19 protein-coding genes and 2 tRNA genes are annotated in these 19,835 nt (G+C 42.7%); 8 read left to right on the top strand and 13 right to left on the bottom strand.

Annotated features, from left to right (window positions below; genetic code table 11):
• The first annotated feature begins 10 nt into the window (after positions 1–10).
• Positions 11–283, top strand: coding sequence for an oxidative damage protection protein (locus ABJ384_RS01085; RefSeq protein ID WP_180042004.1), 273 nt, complete (start codon positions 11–13; stop codon positions 281–283).
• A gap of 544 nt (positions 284–827) precedes the next feature.
• Here ABJ384_RS01085 and pgsA read toward each other — a convergent pair.
• The 3 genes from pgsA to uvrC all read right to left on the bottom strand — a co-directional run bounded on the left by pgsA (position 828) and on the right by uvrC (position 4,227).
• Entirely contained in the window at positions 828–1,415 is a 588-nt protein-coding gene (gene pgsA / locus ABJ384_RS01080) for a CDP-diacylglycerol--glycerol-3-phosphate 3-phosphatidyltransferase (RefSeq protein WP_349928382.1), read from the bottom strand.
• A 108-nt stretch (positions 1,416–1,523) separates the two neighbouring features.
• Positions 1,524–2,318 carry a thioesterase family protein gene (locus ABJ384_RS01075; protein ID WP_349928380.1) on the bottom strand — a complete coding sequence of 265 codons (795 nt, stop codon included), beginning with the start codon at positions 2,316–2,318 and terminating at the stop codon, positions 1,524–1,526.
• 109 nt (positions 2,319–2,427) lie between these two features.
• Entirely contained in the window at positions 2,428–4,227 is a 1,800-nt protein-coding gene (gene uvrC, locus ABJ384_RS01070; protein ID WP_180042002.1) for an excinuclease ABC subunit UvrC, read from the bottom strand.
• A 189-nt stretch (positions 4,228–4,416) separates the two neighbouring features.
• Between uvrC and ABJ384_RS01065 the strand changes: the two genes are divergently transcribed.
• The 3 genes from ABJ384_RS01065 (at position 4,417) to fadA (ending at position 9,244) form a co-directional block, all read left to right on the top strand.
• Positions 4,417–5,466 carry an AAA family ATPase gene (locus ABJ384_RS01065; protein WP_349928378.1) on the top strand — a complete coding sequence of 350 codons (1,050 nt, stop codon included), beginning with the start codon at positions 4,417–4,419 and terminating at the stop codon, positions 5,464–5,466.
• A 439-nt stretch (positions 5,467–5,905) separates the two neighbouring features.
• The gene (fadB, locus tag ABJ384_RS01060; protein WP_180041998.1) at positions 5,906–8,059 is read left to right on the top strand and encodes a fatty acid oxidation complex subunit alpha FadB; all 2,154 of its coding nucleotides are present in this window, start codon (positions 5,906–5,908) and stop codon (positions 8,057–8,059) included.
• A gap of 12 nt (positions 8,060–8,071) precedes the next feature.
• Positions 8,072–9,244, top strand: a complete 1,173-nt coding sequence (gene fadA, locus ABJ384_RS01055) for an acetyl-CoA C-acyltransferase FadA (protein WP_166170684.1) — start codon at positions 8,072–8,074, stop codon at positions 9,242–9,244.
• 52 nt (positions 9,245–9,296) lie between these two features.
• Here fadA and ABJ384_RS01050 read toward each other — a convergent pair whose 3' ends face one another.
• Positions 9,297–9,848 carry a hypothetical protein gene (locus ABJ384_RS01050; RefSeq protein WP_349928375.1) on the bottom strand — a complete coding sequence of 184 codons (552 nt, stop codon included), beginning with the start codon at positions 9,846–9,848 and terminating at the stop codon, positions 9,297–9,299.
• A gap of 214 nt (positions 9,849–10,062) precedes the next feature.
• On the opposite strand from ABJ384_RS01050, the gene ABJ384_RS01045 reads away from it, so the two are divergent.
• Positions 10,063–11,210, top strand: a protein-coding gene (locus tag ABJ384_RS01045; protein WP_349927412.1) for an IS3 family transposase whose coding sequence is annotated in 2 segments (ribosomal slippage) — positions 10,063–10,309 and positions 10,309–11,210 — 1,149 coding nt in all. Because the reading frame shifts where the segments join, the coding sequence is not laid out codon by codon here.
• A gap of 15 nt (positions 11,211–11,225) precedes the next feature.
• Here the strand turns inward: ABJ384_RS01045 and ABJ384_RS01040 are convergent.
• From ABJ384_RS01040 to ABJ384_RS01030, 3 genes are all read right to left on the bottom strand, one after another.
• Entirely contained in the window at positions 11,226–12,089 is an 864-nt protein-coding gene (locus tag ABJ384_RS01040) for an SIR2 family protein (protein ID WP_349928373.1), read from the bottom strand.
• Positions 12,090–12,323: 234 nt separating this feature from the next.
• Complete coding sequence (tehB, locus tag ABJ384_RS01035) at positions 12,324–13,193, bottom strand: SAM-dependent methyltransferase TehB (RefSeq protein ID WP_349928371.1); 870 nt, start codon at positions 13,191–13,193, stop codon at positions 12,324–12,326.
• A 203-nt stretch (positions 13,194–13,396) separates the two neighbouring features.
• A complete protein-coding gene (locus ABJ384_RS01030; RefSeq protein ID WP_300043423.1) occupies positions 13,397–13,669 on the bottom strand; it encodes a hypothetical protein in 273 nt (90 codons plus the stop codon).
• A gap of 398 nt (positions 13,670–14,067) precedes the next feature.
• Here ABJ384_RS01030 and ABJ384_RS01025 point away from each other — a divergent pair, with 398 nt between their 5' ends.
• Positions 14,068–14,676, top strand: a complete 609-nt coding sequence (locus tag ABJ384_RS01025; RefSeq protein WP_349928369.1) for a hypothetical protein — start codon at positions 14,068–14,070, stop codon at positions 14,674–14,676.
• A gap of 95 nt (positions 14,677–14,771) precedes the next feature.
• Here the strand turns inward: ABJ384_RS01025 and ABJ384_RS01020 are convergent, their stop codons facing one another.
• From ABJ384_RS01020 to ABJ384_RS00995, 6 genes are all read right to left on the bottom strand, one after another.
• Entirely contained in the window at positions 14,772–15,302 is a 531-nt protein-coding gene (locus ABJ384_RS01020; protein WP_349928367.1) for a hypothetical protein, read from the bottom strand.
• A 270-nt stretch (positions 15,303–15,572) separates the two neighbouring features.
• Positions 15,573–16,307, bottom strand: coding sequence for a class I SAM-dependent methyltransferase (locus tag ABJ384_RS01015; protein ID WP_349928365.1), 735 nt, complete (start codon positions 16,305–16,307; stop codon positions 15,573–15,575).
• 486 nt (positions 16,308–16,793) lie between these two features.
• On the bottom strand, positions 16,794–17,297 hold the full coding sequence (locus ABJ384_RS01010; protein ID WP_349928363.1) for a hypothetical protein: 504 nt from the start codon (positions 17,295–17,297) through the stop codon (positions 16,794–16,796).
• 325 nt (positions 17,298–17,622) lie between these two features.
• Positions 17,623–17,698 (bottom strand) — tRNA-Phe (locus ABJ384_RS01005).
• 136 nt (positions 17,699–17,834) lie between these two features.
• A tRNA-Phe gene (locus ABJ384_RS01000) sits at positions 17,835–17,910 on the bottom strand.
• Between the two features lie 196 nt (positions 17,911–18,106).
• Positions 18,107–18,484, bottom strand: coding sequence for a GNAT family N-acetyltransferase (locus ABJ384_RS00995; protein WP_166170689.1), 378 nt, complete (start codon positions 18,482–18,484; stop codon positions 18,107–18,109).
• 87 nt (positions 18,485–18,571) lie between these two features.
• Between ABJ384_RS00995 and hisB the strand changes: the two genes are divergently transcribed.
• Positions 18,572–19,165 (top strand): imidazoleglycerol-phosphate dehydratase HisB, encoded by a 594-nt coding sequence (gene hisB, locus ABJ384_RS00990; RefSeq protein WP_086197720.1) that lies wholly within the window; start codon positions 18,572–18,574, stop codon positions 19,163–19,165.
• Complete coding sequence (hisH, locus tag ABJ384_RS00985) at positions 19,165–19,782, top strand: imidazole glycerol phosphate synthase subunit HisH (protein ID WP_349928361.1); 618 nt, start codon at positions 19,165–19,167, stop codon at positions 19,780–19,782. The genes hisB and hisH overlap by 1 nt, the downstream gene beginning before the upstream one ends.
• Positions 19,783–19,835: the final 53 nt, after the last annotated feature.

Genomic DNA, 19,835 nt, shown 5'->3' with positions numbered 1-19,835 from the left:
GAAAACGGATATGTCTCGACAAGTTTTTTGCCGTAAGTATCAAACAGAAATGGAAGGTTTAGACTTTGCCCCCTTCCCGGGGGTAAAGGGTCAGGAACTGTTTGATACCGTGTCCAAACAAGCCTGGCAAGAATGGCTCAAGCATCAAACTACGCTCATTAATGAAAAACGCCTAAACGTGTTTGAACCGGACGCGAAAAAATTTCTTGAAGAACAGCGTGAGAAATTCTTTAACAATGATGAGTCACTGGAAAAAGCTGAGGGCCTAAAGCCTGAGGCGTGATTAAGCGGAGCACTGCTCCGCCACGCCGCAAGGCAAGAGCTTTGCTCGCGCAGGCTTTAATCTAAAAAGAATCCCCTTTTATTGGGGATTTCTTTTTTAAGCTGATCTGAATTTTACGCAAGACAAGCGAAGCGCGTAGTTTTGATTGTCAAAAACATTTCTTATAGGGCCTTTTTATTTTTTCTGAAAAATCCAAATTAGGCATTCATTTTCTATTTATTTGGTAATTTTAAAAATTCTACTTATTCCATAAACCTTTTAAACATTTAGAAATAACTGTAATTCAAAACTACATTTCTCAATAAAACGATACATTACAATACAATAACCTACATGATTTGGCAGTTGTCCTCCCCTATACTTGGTCTCAAGTAGATGGTTAAACATCTTATAACAACTATAAATATCCCCGATTTCAATCCTAGGTTTCCCCCAAAATCTAGGATTTTTTTTATTTGCTATTTTTAATCCTTATCTTTCCCCGAAAGGCTTATAGAAATAAAAAAACGCCCCTTTAGGACGTTTTTTATTTTTAAAGCTGAACCTAGGGCTGTTTTAAATAGGGCCATGCAGCCTTTAAATAAATAAACATCGACCATAACGTCAGCACTACAGCAGTGTAAAGCAATGCATAAGCCAGCATTTCAAATGGTTGCCAATTCAGTAAAAATACTGAAATCGCAATCATCTGGAAAGCGGTTTTATATTTACCTACAGTCGAGACAGCCACGCTGGTACGTGCCCCTAGCTCTGCCATCCACTCGCGTAAGGCAGAAACCGTAATTTCACGTGAAATAATGACAATGGCAGCAAAAGCCATAGAAATGGTGGGTTGCCATTGCACCAGAACAATCAATGCAGCCGCAACCATCAGCTTATCCGCTACAGGGTCCAAAAAACGGCCGAATGCAGAAGTTTGATTGAGTGAGCGTGCCAAATAGCCATCGAACCAGTCCGTAACAGCAGCAATAACAAAAATGGCTGTTAAAACAACGTGACGAGTCATATTTGTATCATGACCCGAAACACCCACTGCAGGCGGCCAATAGGCCACCAGCAAGAAAACAGGTATTAAAGCGATACGCGCCAAAGTCAAGATATTTGGAATATTCAGGATGCGACCTGCAGTCATAGACACCGCCAATTTTTCCCCTTTATGTACAATGAAAAACCACACATATTTTGAGGATTGATTCATCGTTAGTGAGAGTCACTTTATACGAATTGCTATAAAGTGTCACTAGGCAAACACGGTAACTGTCTGTCTGGAAATCGCAATCAGTCTGTTTGCTGCATCCCAAAGATGAGCATACTCGGTCGAATAACCTTCAGCAGCATAATCGGTAAATACTTTATATTTAAACCAATCATGCAGATGACTGTTTAAAGGGTGCAGATAGGTCACATGCCAGGTCAGCGAACTGGCAGGTGCGAATGTGTTAAACATCGGCAAGACGCCAGGAGGCCACATATCGAAGGCCACCATCAAGTCGGCGATGCTCATTTCCCGGTTGTCATGCCGATCCGGATTAAAACGCATCCAGCCACTAAAGTCAGGTTTCACACTGCCAGTGCATGGATACTGCCCATCTACCCAGACCAGATCCATCTGTCCAAAACATTCTGGTGCTAAAGGATGATGCTCGGCAATTTTCAACTGTTCAGGCAGTGGAAATTCAGGGGCCAGTCGTTCCTGTTGCACGGAAATAGTCGACTGGCGATGCATGCCAAAACTGGCAATCAAAATACTTTGCACAGCATCGTCCTGCCAGAGCCGCACTTCAACCGTGGTCACGGACTTGCCTTGACGCAAAATTTCAGCACTCAATCGAACTGGTGCCAGCTGGACTGGACCAACAAAGGTTACACTGGTACTTAACAGCTGTTTTTCTGCATCTGCAACCACGAGTAAGGCTTTGTGCATCATCATCCCGGCCACCAGTCCACCATAAATGGTGCGCCCCTGTAACCAGCCTTGCGGAATATCGACCCATTCATTCTGTTCAATCGCAGTGAATAATTGGCGCAGTGACATCCTTCGTCCCTTGGATTTTTTTATTGGCTCTATCTTTCACTTATTTTGGACTGTTGTGAATGATCAATGACTGCTGCGTCAGTGAGCACTTTGGCCAATCTGTCCAAATTTATTCATGCAATACCTTATAAATGGTACGAGCCATCACATCGCCCAGCCCGGGCACCAGCTTCAAGTCATTTTCCGATGCTTTCAGTACCCCCTGTATACCGCCAAAATGGGTGAGCAGATCACGGCGGCGTTTCGGCCCCAGTCCGGGAATCACTTCCAGTACCGACGAGCCACGTTTCTTGTCGCGTTTGGCCCGATGTTTGGTAATGGCAAAACGGTGTGCTTCATCGCGTACCTGTTGAATCAGATGCAGTGCTTTATGGTCTTCTGGCAACTGGATTTTTGTACCATCGGTAAAATGCAAGGTTTCCAGACCAGGTTTACGCCCCTCGCCTTTGGAGACCCCGACCATAAAGGCATCCAGCCCCAACTCCTGCATCACTTCCATAGCCATATGCAATTGACCTTTACCGCCGTCAATCAACAGTAAATCCGGCAGCATGGCTTTTTTATAACGGCGGGTCAGTGCCTGACGCATGGCCGCATAGTCATCACCGCCGGTAATATCATCAATGGCAAACTGGCGGTAATCGCGTTTTCGTGCACCGCCCGAATCAAACACCACACAGGAAGCAATCGTGGCTTCACCCATGGTATGCGAGATATCAAAACATTCAATCCGGTCAATCGGACGTCCCACCACCTGTTCCAGCTGATGAAAACGCTCATTCAGTTCAAAATGATTGGCCAGCTGGCCTTTAATGGCGTGCTGCACATTCATATTGGCCAATTCCAGCCATTCGGCCCGGGTTTCCCGGACATTGTGCTTGATCTGGACTTTCTTGCCGAATTCCTGTTGCAAGGCCTGTTCCAGCTCTTTGCGGTCCGGAAGCTCGACATTGATAATCAACTCAGCAGGTACTTCATCCGCCACCTGAAAATAGAAGTTCGCCATGAAGTCGGAGAGCATTTGGCCCAGATCATCACCCAGCATATCCGGGAAATAGCTTTTACCCCCCAGCATTTTGCCATTACGTACATGCATGATCTGCACGCAGGTCACCCCGGCATGATAGGCAATCGCCAAGATATCGGCTTCACCTTTGAGTTTATAAATCGCCTGTTGCGATTGCACATCACGAAGCAGTGCCATACGATCACGATAAAATACAGCTTTTTCAAATTCGAGCTTTTCAGCGGCTTCTTCCATTTTCTGAATCAATTCCTGATTCAATTCTTTGGTATCACCCTGTAAAAAGCGAATCGAGTTGTCTACATCATTTTTATATTCTTCAGGGCTAATTAAACCGACGCAGGGCGCGCTACAGCGTTTAATCTGGTACTGCAAACACGGACGTTTACGCTGGGAGAAATAGCTGTTTTCACACTGCCGTACATTAAACAGTTTTTGCAGCACCACCAGGGTATCCCGGGCATTATAGGCACTCGGATACGGTCCAAAAAACTTGCCGAGCTGATGTTTGCCCTTGCCGCGACCGGCCGCAATACGTGGATAAGGCTTGTCACTGGAAACAAAAATATAGACATAGGATTTGTCGTCGCGCAGCATGATGTTATACGGTGGACGATGCAACTTGATCAGGTTCTGTTCCAGCAATAAAGCTTCGGTTTCCGAGCGAACTACCAGCGTTTCGATATCATAAATACGCGCAACCAAAGCCTGCGTTTTCGGATGTTCGATGGTTTTGACAAAATAGCTGGACACACGGTTTTTCAGATTTTTGGCCTTGCCGACATACAGCAATTCGCCATCCTGACCCAACATACGGTACACGCCCGGTAAAGTGGTCATATGGGCCAGAATCTTTTCAATATGTTCTCGTGCGTTTTCGTTCACATTCAGCCTGATTTAAATTGCATAAACTTTGCTACATGATGTGATGGTTTTCATGCCATTTTCAAGCGAATCGCCTGTTTTTATCACGATCATACAAAGTTCCAGCAATCACCTGATTGCTAAAAGCTATAAGTAAATCGTACTTATTTTGCTATGCTCAAGCCATCTGAACAATTTGGATCAAACTGAATGACGACTCCCAATCACGCCATGCATATCGTCAAACCCGACACTGCAACGCATAGCACATCTGAAAAAGATAAATTGATTGGCAAGCCGCGTTTTCATTTTGAACCACTTGAAGTCATGCAGCTCTTGAAACAGCGCATTATTGGTCAGGATGCTGCCCTGCAAGAAATCGAAAAAATGCTGCACGTGGTCAAAGCCGATTTTTCCAGTCCCGAGCGTCCTTTGTCCGTGACCTTGATGCTCGGCCCGACCGGTGTCGGTAAAACTGAAACGGTACGCCTGATTGCCGAAGCCATTTACGGCCGTCCTGATGCCTTTTGCCGCATCGATATGAACACTCTGGCACAAGAACACTATGCGGCAGCCATTACCGGTGCACCTCCAGGTTATGTCGGCTCCAAAGAAGGTCATAGCCTGTTTGATGAAACCGCGATTGCAGGCAGTCATACCCGCCCCGGGATTGTGCTGTTTGATGAACTGGAAAAAGCCTCGACCGAGGTGATTCGCGGTTTAATGAATGTGCTGGATACTGGCAAGCTGACCCTCACTTCAGGCACTAAAACCATTGACTTTCGTAACTGCATGATCTTTATGACCAGTAATGTTGGTGCACAGGCAGCACAGCAATATCTGGATAAACTGAGTTTCTTACCGAAAAAAATGCAGGATATCTGCCTGAAAAAAATACCAACCAAAACCATTATTGAAAAAGTTATGTTTAAGAAATTCGATCCAGAATTTCTCAACCGCATTGATCGTACTTTACATTACCAAGTGGTACAGGATGATGCCCTGCCGAAACTGGTGGACATTGAACTGCAAAAACTGAATCAGCGCCTGCAACATCAAAAACGTCAGGTGGTTTTGACCGAAGCCGCCAAAGCACACTTTTATAAAGATCATGACATCCGTTTTGGTGCACGCCATTTGGCGCGCAAAATGCGCACTGAACTGGAACCGATTCTGGCCGTGTATTTTTTAAATTATCCGGAAAAAACACAGCTCACTTTAAGCTATGCAGATGGGCAATTGATCATTCAGCCCGAATAATCCTTATTATCCTCATGCTTGTAGTCAAATACTCAAACAGGTATTTGACTGCAAATATGTCACTTTTACTTCAGTTTCAAGCTCCCTACGCTGCGCTGAAAATTGGGATCGATTGACTATTTTGACCAAAACAAGGCCATAAAAAACTTGAAATAGCACACTTGTACCCGCTATAAATAAGCACGACATTATTAGAAAACCTTAATCTAAACAAAAAGTTCATTACATTTTTAACAGCTACAGTAAAAATAGGGTTGCCAAGCCTCAGGATTTGTTGAAAAAAATTGATGACCCTAGCGTCACGGCTTGATACAACTTGTTATGTTCTTTTTGGATATAGTTATCGTAAGATTGGCGAAGCATAAATGTACGCAGGAAAAAAGGCGTACATGCTTCACAACATCAACTTAGAAGTCCTCCAAAATAAAGGAGATCAGGCATGATCCACGCTGGCAATGCCATTACCGTCCAAATGCTTTCGGACGGAATTGCAGAATTCCGCTTTGACTTACAAGGTGAGTCGGTCAACAAATTTAACCGTGCAACAATTGAAGATTTTAAAGCTGCCATTGAAGCTGTAAAAGCAGATAGCACGATTAAAGGTTTAGTTGTTACTTCAGGTAAATCAACATTTATCGTTGGCGCAGACATCACTGAATTTGGTGAAAACTTCGCTCAAGGCGAACAAGCGATTGTGGATTGGGCTTTGCCTGTTCACGACATCTTCAATGCATTTGAAGATCTAGAGATTCCTAAAGTTGCTGCAATCAATGGTATGGCATTGGGCGGCGGCTTTGAAATGTGCTTGGTCTGTGACTACCGTGTGATGTCAGAAGCGGCTCAAGTCGGCCTTCCAGAAATCAAACTGGGCATCTACCCTGGTTTCGGTGGTACTGTTCGTTTAAGCCGTGTTATTGGTATCGACAATGCGGTTGAATGGATGGCAATAGCTGCGCCTAAAAAACCTGCTGCTGCACTTAAAGACGGTGCTGTAGATGCGGTTGTGGCTGCGGACAAACTTACTGACGCTGCGATTGACCTGGTTAAACAAGCACTTACTGGCCGTGTAGACTGGAAAGCAAAACGCCAGGAAAAATTAGACCCTATTAAATTGAACCCGCTTGAACAAATGATGGCGTTCAATACGGCGAAAGGTGCGGTACTTGCAAAAGCAAACCCTGCGCAATACCCTGCGCCTAAACTTCTTCTTGATTCTTTACAGGCAGGTGCAAGCCTTCCACGTAACGAAGCATTAAAAGTAGAAGCTGAAGGTTTTGCTAAAGCTGCGGTAACTCCACAAGCTGGCGCGTTGATCGGTCTATTCATCAACGACCAGGTGGTGAAGAAAACTTCTAAGAAATATGAAAAAGGTGCTCATCCTGTAAACCAGGCAGCTGTACTTGGTGCGGGTATCATGGGTGGTGGTATTGCTTACCAAGCGGCAAGCAAAGGCACACCAATCATCATGAAAGACATTGGTAATCCACAACTTGCATTGGGTATGAAAGAAGCGAATGGCTTGTTAACAAAACAAGTTGAACGCAAGAAAATGAAACCTGCACAAATGGGTGAAACCCTTGCTCGCATCCGCCCGACTTTAAGCTACGAAGAGTTTAAAGAAGTGGATATCGTGATTGAAGCGGTAACAGAAAACCCTAAAGTGAAGGGTATCGTACTGGCTGAAACCGAGAAGAACGTTCGTGAAAACACGATCATTGCTTCTAACACTTCAACCATTTCAATCACCCGTCTGGCTGAAAACCTGCAACGTCCTGAAAACTTCGTCGGTATGCACTTTTTTAACCCGGTACACATGATGCCACTGGTTGAAGTGATCCGTGGTGAGAAAACTTCTGCTGAAGCGATTGCAACGACTGTTGTGTTAGCTCAGAAAATGGGTAAAACCCCAATCGTGGTGAACGACTGCCCGGGCTTCCTTGTGAACCGTGTATTATTCCCTTACTTCGGTGCGTTCGACCTTCTTCTTAAAGATGGTGCAGACTTCCAGCAAATCGATAAAGTAATGGAAAAATTCGGCTGGCCTATGGGTCCTGCTTACCTGATGGACGTTGTCGGTATCGACACAGGCGTTCACGGTGCAGAAGTGATGGCTGAAGGCTTCCCTGACCGTATGAAACCGGACTTTAAAGGTTCGATTCAAACCATGTACGAAGCAAAACGTTTGGGTCAAAAGAACGACGTTGGTTTCTACAAATATGAATTAGACCGTAAAGGCAAAAAAGCCAAAGTGGTTGATCCAACTGCTTATGAGCTGGTTGCTTCTGTGGCAACTGCGGAAAAACGCGAATTCGATGCTCAGGAAATCATTGACCGCATGATGCTGACTTTCTGTAACGAAACTGTTCGTTGCCTGGAAGACAACATTGTAGCAACTGCTTCTGAAGCAGATATGGCGATGATCATGGGTGTCGGTTTCCCTCCATTCCGCGGTGGTCCATGCCGTTACATCGACCAAACAGGTGTTGCTGAATACGTTGCACTTTGCGACAAATACGCTCACTTAGGTAAGGCTTATGAAGCGCCACAAATGTTGCGCGACATGGCTGCTAACAACAAAAAATTCTACGGTTAAGGAGCAACGTGAATGGCTACTTTAAATCCGCGTGACGTTGTCATCGTTGATGGTGTACGTTCAGCAATGGGTAAATCCAAAAACGGTATGTTCCGCAATGTACGTGCTGACAGCTTGTCTGCTGAATTGGTTCGTGCTTTGGTTGCCCGTAACCAGTTTGATGTCAACGAAGTTGAAGACCTGATCTGGGGTTGTGTCAACCAGACGCTTGAACAAGGTATGAACATTGCCCGTAACATTGGTTTATTGGCTGACTTGCCTAAAACTGTTGCAGGTCAAACGATTAACCGTCTTTGTGGTTCATCTATGCAGGCAATCCATGCTGCTGCGGCGCAAATTGCAACCAATCAGGGTGATATCTTCATCATTGGTGGTGTAGAGCATATGGGCCACGTTGGCATGATGCACGGCATCGACATCAACCCTGAAGCGTCTAAGCACTATGCCAAGGCATCTAACATGATGGGCTTAACTGCTGAAATGTTAGGTCGCATGAATGGTATCACTCGTGAAGAACAGGATGCGTTTGGTGTGGAATCTCACCGCCGCGCTTGGGCTGCAACGCAAGAAGGTCGTTTCAAAAACGAAATTATTGGTGTTGAAGGTCACGACCAGAACGGTTTCAAAATCCTGTGCGACATCGATGAAGTGATTCGTCCAGATGCCAACCTTGAAGCGTTCCAGGCTTTACGTCCAGCATTTGACCCGAAAGGCGGTACAGTAACTGCTGCAACATCTTCAGCATTGTCTGATGGTGCATCTGCAATGTTGTTGATGTCTGCTGAACGTGCGCAAGCGCTTGGTCTTAAGCCACGTGCTGTGATCCGTTCTATGGCAGTTGCAGGCTGTGACGCTGCGATCATGGGTTACGGTCCAGTTCCAGCAACTCAGAAAGCGCTTAAACGTGCGGGCTTGTCGATTGCTGACATTCAAACTATTGAATTAAACGAAGCGTTTGCTGCTCAAGGTTTGTCAGTTCTTAAAGGCTTAGGCATTTATGACCAGCAAGACCGTGTAAACTTGAACGGTGGTGCAATTGCGCTGGGTCACCCATTGGGCTGTTCTGGTGCTCGTATTACCACGACATTGCTGAACGTTATGGAACAGCAAGATACACAAATCGGTCTTGCGACGATGTGTATCGGTTTGGGTCAAGGTATCGCGACTATTATCGAACGTGTTTAATTCTTAAATACTTAGATAAAAAGAAAACCCCGCACTAAGCGGGGTTTTCTTTTTATCTATTGACTAAACAATCATAAATACACACTAAGCGCTTATAGTTAGAATTATTCCAACTTTCTTCAAATTTTTCTTTTAGATAATCTGCCAAAATTCTTAAATTTTCTTTTGAATTGTTATCAACAATATATTGCCCTAAATAATCTGCACGAACTGAATCACTAAACTGCGTATTTTTAATCAACTCAAGTATATCTAATCCGGCTAATCCCTTATTCTTATAAGAATTTCTATACGATTTGGCAATTTTTAAAACAAATGACTTCTCATTAAAACTAAATAAGTTTTTAAAATTATCAGGAGCATTTTTTAAAGGCTTATAATTAGGGTCAGCTCTGATGAAGCTTTGAATCGGTACATAAACTGCCGATTTGCAAATATCTGAGAGTATATTATTTAAAATTTGCGCTCTATCAAACTCAATATCTCCATATATTGCATCAGATAGAATCATTTTGAAATTCACACCTTTTAACCCAACTTCACTATATCCTTTTTGAGCAACACCAAAACCTGCAACAAACTCAATTTTGTTGGTTCCCTGCATAATTTCTTCAATATTCGTAGCACAATATAATTTTTTATCTGGCGCTTCCCCCTGAACAATTTCATAGAATTGCTCCCTAAAAGTTCTAAGAATATGAGCAGGAATTTTTCTTTCTTTACCCTGTAATGCTAAGTAAATTTTCCCAAAGTCTGAATAGCCACCGATTTTGTAGACACCTTTTAGTTAGATAAAATGGCTAATTAACGAGGTGCTTATGAGCAGTAAACGATATCCTGAAGAATTCAAAATTGAAGCAGTAAAACAAGTCACTGAGAAAGGTCATAGTGTGACCGAAGTTGCTGCACGTTTAGGAACCACCACACATAGTTTATATGCCTGGATTAAACGTTATGATCCACAGCAACCCAAGACAACAGAATCTACTGATCCAAGTGCAGAATTGGCAAAGTTAAAAAAAGAGCTGCAAAGGGTCACTGAAGAAAGAGACATATTAAAAAAGGCCGCGGTGTACTTCGCAAGCCAGTCCAAATGAGGTACGCCTTTATTCAGGACAATCAGCACATATGGCCTGTCCGTCGTTTATGTTCAGCTCTGGATGTTCATCACAGTGGTTATTACGCATGGTTAAAGCAACCCACCAGTAAAACTGCGAGGAAACGGCAACAGCTTTCAGGATTGATTAAACAGTTCTGGCTGGAATCTGGTGGTATCTACGGCTATCGCAAGATTCACTGTGATTTAAAAGATGTTGGTGAAAGTTGCGGGATTAATCGAGTACATCGGCTCATGAAGGCGAATGGTCTCAAATCACAGCGTGGCTATCGTAAACCTAGAGCTCACGCTGGTAATCCAGCTATCGTTGCCGCAAACACTTTAGACCGCCAATTTAATCCAACTTATCCCAACCAAATATGGGTGACAGATATTACCTATATCCGTACTCATGAAGGGTGGCTATATCTCGCAGTTGTGATTGACCTGTTTTCACGTCTTGTTGTTGGCTGGTCGATGAAATCCAGAATCACGACAGACCTGGTTTTAGATGCATTATTGATGGCTTTATGGCGAAGAAACCCAAAGAACAAAGTCCTAATCCATTCTGACCAAGGCAGCCAATACACCAGCCATGAATGGCAGACATTTCTCAAGCATCATAATCTTGAAAGTAGTATGAGTCGTAGAGGGAATTGCCATGACAATGCTGTTGCAGAAAGCTTCTTTCAGCTATTAAAGCGGGAACGAATTAAGAAGAAAATCTATGCATCAAGAACTGAAGCCAGATCGGATATTTTTGAATATATTGAGATGTTCTACAATTCAAAACGCAGACATGGTTCCAATGGTCAGCGTTCTCCATTAGATTATGAAAAGGCCCATCAAAAGATGGTTATGTGTGTCTAGAATTTTGGTGGCTATTCAGTCATTTGTTTTAATTTGAGTAATAGGGATACTTTTTCCTTCTTCAAATGAAAAATGCGTATTAGAAATTGAATCTTCATCGCCATGTGAACGATTTATAAAGATCAAATTTTTCGCAAGTTTTTGCTTATGCTCATCATTAGTCATCATTGCAGAAATTGAACATAAGATGGATTTTATATTTTCATCATGTAAAGAATAGCCTATAAATAAAATTGGATGCTCTAAAAAAATTGATAAAAGTTTTGCTGCTAAGTAAGGGTTCTTCTTGTGAAAATCTTCATAATCAGATTTAGTTAAAACTAGTGACTTAGGGTCTGAACAACATCCATGAATTTTATAAATTTCGGCAATTTTTTGAGGGTTTGAAAATAATAAATCGCTTTGACCAATATAAACTTTATATTTATCATCGATGAATATATTTTCTAAAAGCAAATCCCAATTTGTTGTAATAATCCCATCAATAATTGTCTTTTTAGAAGTAAGTATATTTAATTCTTCTTGATGCTTCTTCTCATCCAAAATTACAGCATTTAAATATTCACAAATATCATGTCTAAGTGGTGAAGATATATGTGTATGCCATTCAGGGCGATTTGCTATTTCCTCGGAAGTTGGTAATGACCACCAATAGTCAGAATAGGGTTCAGCCATTTTTTCAGCTGCTAAAGCCAAATCACCATTACTTTCACTTACATAACGAATAAATCCTGTCGGTAATTTTGCCCCAAATTTACTTAATAACCCTTTCCAATCCTCTAAACCTAAATACCTTCTAGAAAAACCAGAACCAATAAATAAGAATGGAGCTGTAGGACTATCTTTAATTATGCCTTTCAAACTTTCAGTTATATCCACAACACCCTCTAAATATTATAAAATTCAATAAAATAGCCATATTAAACTTACAATATTTAAAATTCTACTTATCTAAAAGCAAACTTTAGTAGGTATTGAAATACATACTGAACGTTCCTTCTCCCTTTGGGAGAAGGTTAGAATGAGGGGGCGTTTTTAATAAAATCCTCACCCTAGCCCTCTCCTTAAAAAGGAGAGGGAATTTCTATTGTGAAATCAATAAATTTTCAAAAATTATTGTGAAACACGCTGCGCCAACAACGTCGCAAAATGCTGTTTAATACGGTTCCCCTGTGCATCTACCCGATGCAACTCACCGACATTTTCATTGTATTTGACAATGTTCCAGCCTTCGTACAAAGCACTTAATTCCCCTTGCTTAAAGGCAAATGGAAAGTCAGGCTGTGCTGGAAGGTCGTCCGTATCCATCGCACAGACAATCAGGTTAAAACCATTCACATTAGTCGCCTGCTGCATCTGCGCAATCAGAGGTTTCACCGTTTGAGCTTCTAGAAACATCATCACCACTGTACAGCAAATAAAGTCATAACGGCCTGTAATGCTTTGATCTGCATTTAAATCACGCTGTTGCACCTGAATATTGTCAATCTGCTCAGCCTGAATAATCTGCCTTAAGGTTTGCAGGCTGTTTTCATTGACATCCCAGGCATCCACCTCAAAACCATGCTGACTTAAATACAGCGTATTACGCCCCTGCCCGCAGCCAACATCGAGGGCACGGCCACCTTGCAAATATGGCGTAGCAGCCAGAATTTCAGAGTGCGTGGGTGAAAGCTGATATTTTTTAGTGAAGTAATCCTGTGGCAGACAGTAAAACTGGAGCTGACATTCAATGTCATCAGTGGCAGAAACAATTTTATGCCACGCCTGCGGTTCAATAAACGGAGGCTGCTGCTCTGGGCTAAAGACATGCTCGGACTTTACGGCTCCCGATTCCTCCAGCATGGCAAAATGCAGCTCACCCTTAAATACGGTTAGTTTTGCCCAAGTACCAGCTTTGGTATTGTGCTGATTTTTAAACCCTTGCGGGATACTCTGCTGTGTCCAGACAGGAAGTTCTTTATAACAAATAAGCTGTTGCATAAAAGACTGCTCTCCAAAGCATCGGTGGTCGGACTGAAATCAATCAGTTGATGATCTATGTTTTTAGCATAGCCCGTTCCACAGCAGATTGAAATAAGCCAATGACCATGCCATTCAGGCAAACTAAAACCCCTATAGGAAAGCAAAAAAACTGCCCGATACGGACAGTTTTTGGAAAACTTTAAAAGCGAGATAAATATTTTTTAATGCAGCAGTTGTTCGCGCAACCATTCCATATATTTTTCTTTGTCCATAAAGTCAGGGGCGCTACCGGTGTCCAGACTGTAATACTGCTGATTGAACTGAATCACAATCTGCTCGGTATGATGCCAATCTTCAATCATTTTAAAGTATTGATTGAAGAAAAAACGGTTTTTACCCCAATTGTTCAGGCTTTCCAGTTTCGGATATTTTTTATTTTCAACAAATTCACTGTATACATGCTGAATATCATCAAAAACGTGTAGGGTTTTCATGACTCACCTGCCTAGATTTTATAGTGTGACCTTTGCAACAGTTTTAATCTAGCAACCGAATTTGAATAACAAATGACAGTCTTATTGCAAAACTGTCATGTTTAAAAAAGATGAAATGCAGATATTCAACAGCATGTTCGCTTTGCCGGGCAAAACTCAAGAAAAACAAATCATGTGCTCATCAAAAATATCCATTTCTCTTTAATTTAACCCGGACCAAACTAAAAACTTAAAAGCAATGTAACTCACCTGCAACATCATGTTATCCATCTGTAATTTTGGTTGAATATTCACACAATTAAGCCCAGCTACCGTGTTCCATTTTAAAAAATGAATCTCCCTAGCGTTAATATAACCAGTACAAAAAACCTCTTAATTCTCACGATTGAGTAATTCCCATGAATATGATTAAAACTACCATCGCCATTGCTTTAGTTGCAGGTACAACCTCTGCTATGGCTGCTACCGCTGTAGAAACTACGCCAGCTGCCAAGGTTGCTGCATTAAAAGCACAAGTAAAAGCAGACACCATTCAGACCGCAAGCACTGTTAAAGCAGCAGCTGCCACAACAAAAGAAAAAGCGGAAGTTAAAACCAAAACTGCTGCACACAAAACTGTAGCAGCTAAAAATGCAGCAGTAGCTAAAACTGTAGCTGCAAATGAAAAAGCTGTTGCTGCAACAAAAACTGCTGCTCATAAAACCGTAAAAGCTAAAGATGCTGTAGTAGAAAAAGCGGTAGCAGCGAAAGATGCAACTGTTGCTAAAACTGCACAAGTAAAAGAAGCTGCTGTTGCTAACACTGTAGCGACTAAAGACGCTGTAGCAGAAAAAACAGCTGAAGTGAAAGATGCCACTGTTGCTCAAGCTACTGAAGCAAAAGATCCAACTGTAGCAAAAACAGCTGAAGTAAAAGAAAGCGTTGCTGAAAAAGCAGATGCTGCTAAAACTGAAGTAAAAGCTGAGAAAAAAGGCTTCTTCTCTTGGTTTAAAAAATCTGCGGCTTAATCTACATCGCGCATTTTAACCGTAAAAAAGGATGCCATTCATGAGCATCCTTTTTTAGTTAGCGTGAAAAAGATGGTGATCCACATACTGCCCAACTAGCGAATAGCATTATTCGGTGTATTGGTTCGCTGTTGTTGCAGCTGTCTGATGATGTCATTTTGTGAGGTATTTTCCAGAATACCCAAGGAAAGTTGCTCTCTAGCGATTTGTACATTGACTGCTCTACGGTCTATCCCAAAAGGCGCAAGAATAATATACAGACCTTCTCGTGGATCAGGTGACTGCAAACCGCGGGCAATGGCAAGAACATATTGCTGCAATACCCATGGCAAGCTGTTGATGTCTGGCATAGGTGCTTCAGGAACCAGATCAATGGTCATCAACATAGTGGGATCAACCACAAAGTTTTGCGTATCCATCTGGATCTGCATAATTCTATGCTGCAAAACTCGCTCTCTTTGAGGATCTTCATGATATTCAATAACTCGCGTGGTTTCAGCACTTAACTTGGAGTCTGTTAAGGGAATTAATCCGGTAGTATCCGTTATATCGGCAAAAGCAGAGGAAATAGAAAAGCTTGCGGCAAGCATGACAATTGCACAGGATAAATTTTTTAGCAGCTTCATGGCAGTTCTACTCAACAATGAATTGAAGTAAATAAACAACCGTGGACAGCTATAATTGTATAGTTTATGCGCCTTTCAGCCACTTGCCCCGGACCAGTGGTCTTGCAGGACATTCTAACTTTCGTTAAAAAACCGGTTCATTTCACCTACTAAAAAACATCAGACCTGCACCTATAAAAAAGCGCTGTGCTGGACCATGTTTCTATAAATCAGATTTTTATCTTCTCCTACTTAGGCTGCCCTGCTGACATAAAAATTCCGTCATAATCGTTATTTTTCTCGCATTCCGACGCGCAGAAGTACAGGAAATGTTACATCTAAGTATTCTGGTCCCGCTTGCAAAGCCTCTGAAATCGGCTGCAGTGGGTCATCCGTGTTGTGGTCATGATAATGCTTGAGCGCCGACCAGGTGTTTAAATAACTGATCAGCTGCTGCGGAGTCCATTGATATTCCAGGCGCAGCTCTGGAACCGCCTGCTCATAAAAAGGAAACGGAATAGTTTGATACAGCTCATCAATATAACGGCGTTCACGATCCCAATCATCTTTTAAGGTTTCAGCATACAGCTGCTGAACCAAGGCATTGATTGCCGCATCCTGAACCTGAATCAAGCCATAGCCAATAACGGCCAGCACCCCTTGAGCTTTAAGCACCCGTTTCACTTCTTTATAAAATGCCTCAAAGTCAAACCAGTGAATGGCTTGTGCCACCGTCACTAAATCGACGGAGTGCTCTGGAATCGTGGTCTGCTCTGCCGCCTGTAGCTGATAGCTGACATTTTCAAAATAAGGGGCCTGCTGTAATTGTGCTGCGCTAATATCAGTTGCCACCACATGCTCGAAATACGGTGCCAGAAGCTGGGTAAACTGCCCCGAACCGGCACCACAATCCCAGGCAAAAGTTCGTTCAGGTACATGCTTTAAAATTTCCTGGACAATTTCTGCAGAATAAGCTGGACGGGCCTGTTTATAACGCAAGCTGTCATCAGAAAACAGATCTTTCATTTAACGGTGCTCATAATATTTATAAATTTAATCAATGACCTGATCAATTCTAAAACTGGTCTGGGCAATGAGCACCCGCTGATCATTCAATTGATAATATTTAACATCGTATGGAGCCAATTTCCAGCTCTGGGCAGGATTAAAACTGACCCGGTGGTTCCCGACTGGCTGAGCATATAACGGAGTAATGATCTCTGAAGAACATGACTAGCTCACAGGCTGAAAACAGCCCCTATTTTCAACCGCGCAGGCATTTGCCACTTTCTCGCGGCGGCAAATATAGGCTTAGCTGGCAAAGCTAAGGATTTTTTCAAAAGAAAAATTAAAGTGATCTCCGCTTCGGTCAGCTTCACAGGGCGTGAGGAATAGCGATAAAAAATGCATATGGGGAGCGTGTAGCTTTTTATTGCTTAGTCTCCAGTTGTTTTACTTTGATGCCATAAGCAAAAAACCGCGAGCAATGACAATGTCAAACAAGAAAAATGATTACTTTTTCGGTGTCGCTAGCTCAGGTACAGAAAAATTATTTATAGAATGCTCAATCGTACCAATGCTGACATTTTTCAGGTCGAGCTGTATATGCATATCACGATCGATGGGCTGCATACTGTTGCTATTGCTACGATCAATATGCTGCATACTGTTGCTACGGTTTATACCAAAGGGTTGCAACATAATATACAAGCCTTGCGTAGGATCACTCGACTGTAAACCCTGAGCAATACTCAATACATACTGTTGTAGAAAGGGCGATAAAGAATTGAGGTCGGGTTGTGCTTGTAAGGGCTGAATTTCCAGATTGGCAACCACATGGCTGTCGATCATAAAGTTTTGTGCTTCACGTGAATTACGAATAACTTGATGCTGTAAAGCACGGAGATTTTTTTCATCATTCTGATACGGCACAATTCCGGTTTCTGTACGTAACTCTGGCTCGGCCAGTACGTGCAGGGTGGGTAAGGTCACCGCGTCATCCGCGTGAACCATCATGCTCCATGGACAGCCCAATATCAGAAGCAAAGGATATATTTTTATAAATTTCATCAGCTTGCCTCGCAATGTAATTTCAGGACAATGCAGTTTTACACCATGCAATAAAAATGTTTTTCACTGCAACTGTATACGTTATAGCCTACCTGAAAATCCGTTTTGGCTCACCTTGACTCGGATAAACGGTCTTTTTCACTTTCTTAAATCTATTATGGGTATGCAATTTTTCTTGGTGTTTTAATGCACTTTGCATGCAATTATAATTCTCTATGACCAACCCAGAGGCGAAAAAAAACCTCAAACAGTGTTTGAGGTTTTTTGAATATGGTGGCGAGACCCAGGATCGAACTGGGGACACACGGATTTTCAATCCGTTGCTCTACCTACTGAGCTATCACGCCGATGCGGTGTATTAAGCCGTATCTGTTATCAATAGTCAATATAATTCATGACATTTTTATTTAATCGAATATTTTTTACCCAAAAAAAAATCCCTGATGGGATCAGGGATTGAAATCTTGAAATAGATTTTAAATATGGTGGCGAGACCCAGGATCGAACTGGGGACACACGGATTTTCAATCCGTTGCTCTACCTACTGAGCTATCACGCCGATGTCGCGTATTAAACAGTTTAAGTGTTTTTCAGTCAAGCAGGTTTTTAGCTTTTTCAAGCAAGTGCTTACTTTTAAGGCAAATTGATGTTTATTTGCCTATTTTTTATTTAAAACTCAATGGATCATCTAAGCCAGCATTATTTTCAGGCATAAAAAAACAGCACTATGGCTGCTTTTTTATTTTTATTCAGGCTTAAATTTTTTCCAGATGTGCCAGACAGCGATGAATAGCTCCACAGCCCGGTTCAAACCTCTTCACGCCTTTTTCTTCTTCCATTCGGCACACTTCACTGACCAGACGTTCTGCGACCCCGCGTCCACGGTTAGCTGGATGGACCACAATATTTTCCAGCGTCCGGCTTTCCCCCTGCCCGGTACACCAAATTGCCCCAATCAGTTTAGTATTAAATTCTGCTGTGTAAACTAAGGTATACTGAGCCAAGTTTTGCTCTAGTTGTTCAATGGCATCCTGCCCATCCCCAAATTCCGGGCTGGTGTCATACAGTCGCTCAAGCTGGCTGCGCACTTCGTCATTTTCTAGTGAAGTATAAGCATGTACGGTAATAGGCATTGATTAACCCTCCTGAGCAATCTAATATGCGATAATTTCGTCATCGCGAAAAAACATTTTACATCATCGTTTTTGAGGAACGTGTCTATGACGCAACGTATCAGTGAAGTGGTAAGAAACACTAACGAAACCAAAATCCGAGTTCGTGTGAATCTTGATGGTACAGGTCAAGGCACTCTCAATACAGGTGTTCCATTTTTAGATCATATGATTGATCAAATCAAGCGACACGGCTTATTTGACATTGATATTCATTGTGATGGTGACCTGGAAATTGATGACCATCACACCGTAGAAGACTGTGGTATCACACTCGGTCAGGCATTTGCCCAAGCTTTGGGTGATAAAAAAGGCCTACGTCGTTATGGTCACTTCTATGCCCCACTGGATGAATCTTTAAGCCGTGTTGTGGTTGATTTATCCGGTCGTCCGGGCTTGTGGATGGATATTCCATTCACTCGCGCACGTATTGGCAGCTTTGATGTTGATCTATTCTCTGAATTTTTTCAAGGTTTTGTGAATCACGCCTTAATGACCCTGCACATTGACAACCTGAAAGGCAAAAACAGCCATCACCAGATTGAAAGCGTATTTAAAGCATTTGCCCGCGCACTCCGTATGGCCTGTGAAGTCGACCCACGTGCAGAAAATACTGTTGCTTCAACCAAAGGTACTTTGTAATGACCCGTATTGCCCTTCTTGACTACGGTATGGGAAATTTACACTCTGCAGCCAAAGCACTGGAACATGTCGGCGCAACTGTAGATGTTACCAATGATCCCAAACTGATTGCCCAAGCCGATAAAATCGTCTTTCCGGGTGTAGGTGCCATGCGTGACTGTATGCAAGGCATGCATGAAGCAGGTATTGATGAAGTGGTACGCCATGCCGTATTCAATAAGCCTGTGCTGGCGATCTGTGTCGGCATGCAAGCCTTAATGCAACACTCGGAAGAAAATGGCGGTTCAGATGCGCTGGGTATTTTTGCCGGTGCAGTAAAGCGTTTCCCGGATATGGCCGGTTTAAAAGTGCCACACATGGGCTGGAACCAGGTGCATCAGGCAGACCCAAGCCATCCAATGTGGAAAGACATTGAACAGGATGCGCGTTTCTATTTCGTGCATAGTTTCTATGTTGAACCTGAAGACAAGAGAATTGTGGCAGCCACCTGTGACTATGGTTTAGAGTTCTGTACGGCGCTGCATAAAGAAAACCTGTTCGCGACCCAGTTCCATCCGGAAAAGAGTCATACTGCCGGTTTGCAGTTACTGAAAAACTTTGTGGAATGGGATATCTGATTTCTACTTGATCCATCAACAGCCCAGCTTCGACTGGGTTTTTTATTTATTTG

The sequence above is a fragment of the Acinetobacter sp. A1-4-2 genome, assembly GCF_040233925.1.
Taxonomy (GTDB): domain Bacteria; phylum Pseudomonadota; class Gammaproteobacteria; order Pseudomonadales; family Moraxellaceae; genus Acinetobacter.
This window is presented reverse-complemented; position numbering and strand designations above follow the sequence as displayed.

Excerpts from the sequence above, each read along its gene's own strand:
- ABJ384_RS01085 (WP_180042004.1), top strand. The coding sequence starts at position 11 with ATGTCTCGACAAGTTTTTTGCCGTAAGTATCAAACAGAAATGGAAGGT.
- pgsA (WP_349928382.1), bottom strand. The coding sequence starts at position 1,415 with ATGACTGCAGGTCGCATCCTGAATATTCCAAATATCTTGACTTTGGCG.
- ABJ384_RS01075 (WP_349928380.1), bottom strand. The coding sequence starts at position 2,318 with ATGTCACTGCGCCAATTATTCACTGCGATTGAACAGAATGAATGGGTC.
- ABJ384_RS01065 (WP_349928378.1), top strand. The coding sequence starts at position 4,417 with ATGACGACTCCCAATCACGCCATGCATATCGTCAAACCCGACACTGCA.
- fadB (WP_180041998.1), top strand. The coding sequence starts at position 5,906 with ATGATCCACGCTGGCAATGCCATTACCGTCCAAATGCTTTCGGACGGA.
- fadA (WP_166170684.1), top strand. The coding sequence starts at position 8,072 with ATGGCTACTTTAAATCCGCGTGACGTTGTCATCGTTGATGGTGTACGT.
- ABJ384_RS01050 (WP_349928375.1), bottom strand. The coding sequence starts at position 9,848 with ATGCAGGGAACCAACAAAATTGAGTTTGTTGCAGGTTTTGGTGTTGCT.
- tehB (WP_349928371.1), bottom strand. The coding sequence starts at position 13,193 with ATGCAACAGCTTATTTGTTATAAAGAACTTCCTGTCTGGACACAGCAG.
- ABJ384_RS01030 (WP_300043423.1), bottom strand. The coding sequence starts at position 13,669 with ATGAAAACCCTACACGTTTTTGATGATATTCAGCATGTATACAGTGAA.
- ABJ384_RS01025 (WP_349928369.1), top strand. The coding sequence starts at position 14,068 with ATGAATATGATTAAAACTACCATCGCCATTGCTTTAGTTGCAGGTACA.
- ABJ384_RS01020 (WP_349928367.1), bottom strand. The coding sequence starts at position 15,302 with ATGAAGCTGCTAAAAAATTTATCCTGTGCAATTGTCATGCTTGCCGCA.
- ABJ384_RS01015 (WP_349928365.1), bottom strand. The coding sequence starts at position 16,307 with ATGAAAGATCTGTTTTCTGATGACAGCTTGCGTTATAAACAGGCCCGT.
- ABJ384_RS01010 (WP_349928363.1), bottom strand. The coding sequence starts at position 17,297 with ATGATGGTTCACGCGGATGACGCGGTGACCTTACCCACCCTGCACGTA.
- ABJ384_RS00995 (WP_166170689.1), bottom strand. The coding sequence starts at position 18,484 with ATGCCTATTACCGTACATGCTTATACTTCACTAGAAAATGACGAAGTG.
- hisB (WP_086197720.1), top strand. The coding sequence starts at position 18,572 with ATGACGCAACGTATCAGTGAAGTGGTAAGAAACACTAACGAAACCAAA.
- hisH (WP_349928361.1), top strand. The coding sequence starts at position 19,165 with ATGACCCGTATTGCCCTTCTTGACTACGGTATGGGAAATTTACACTCT.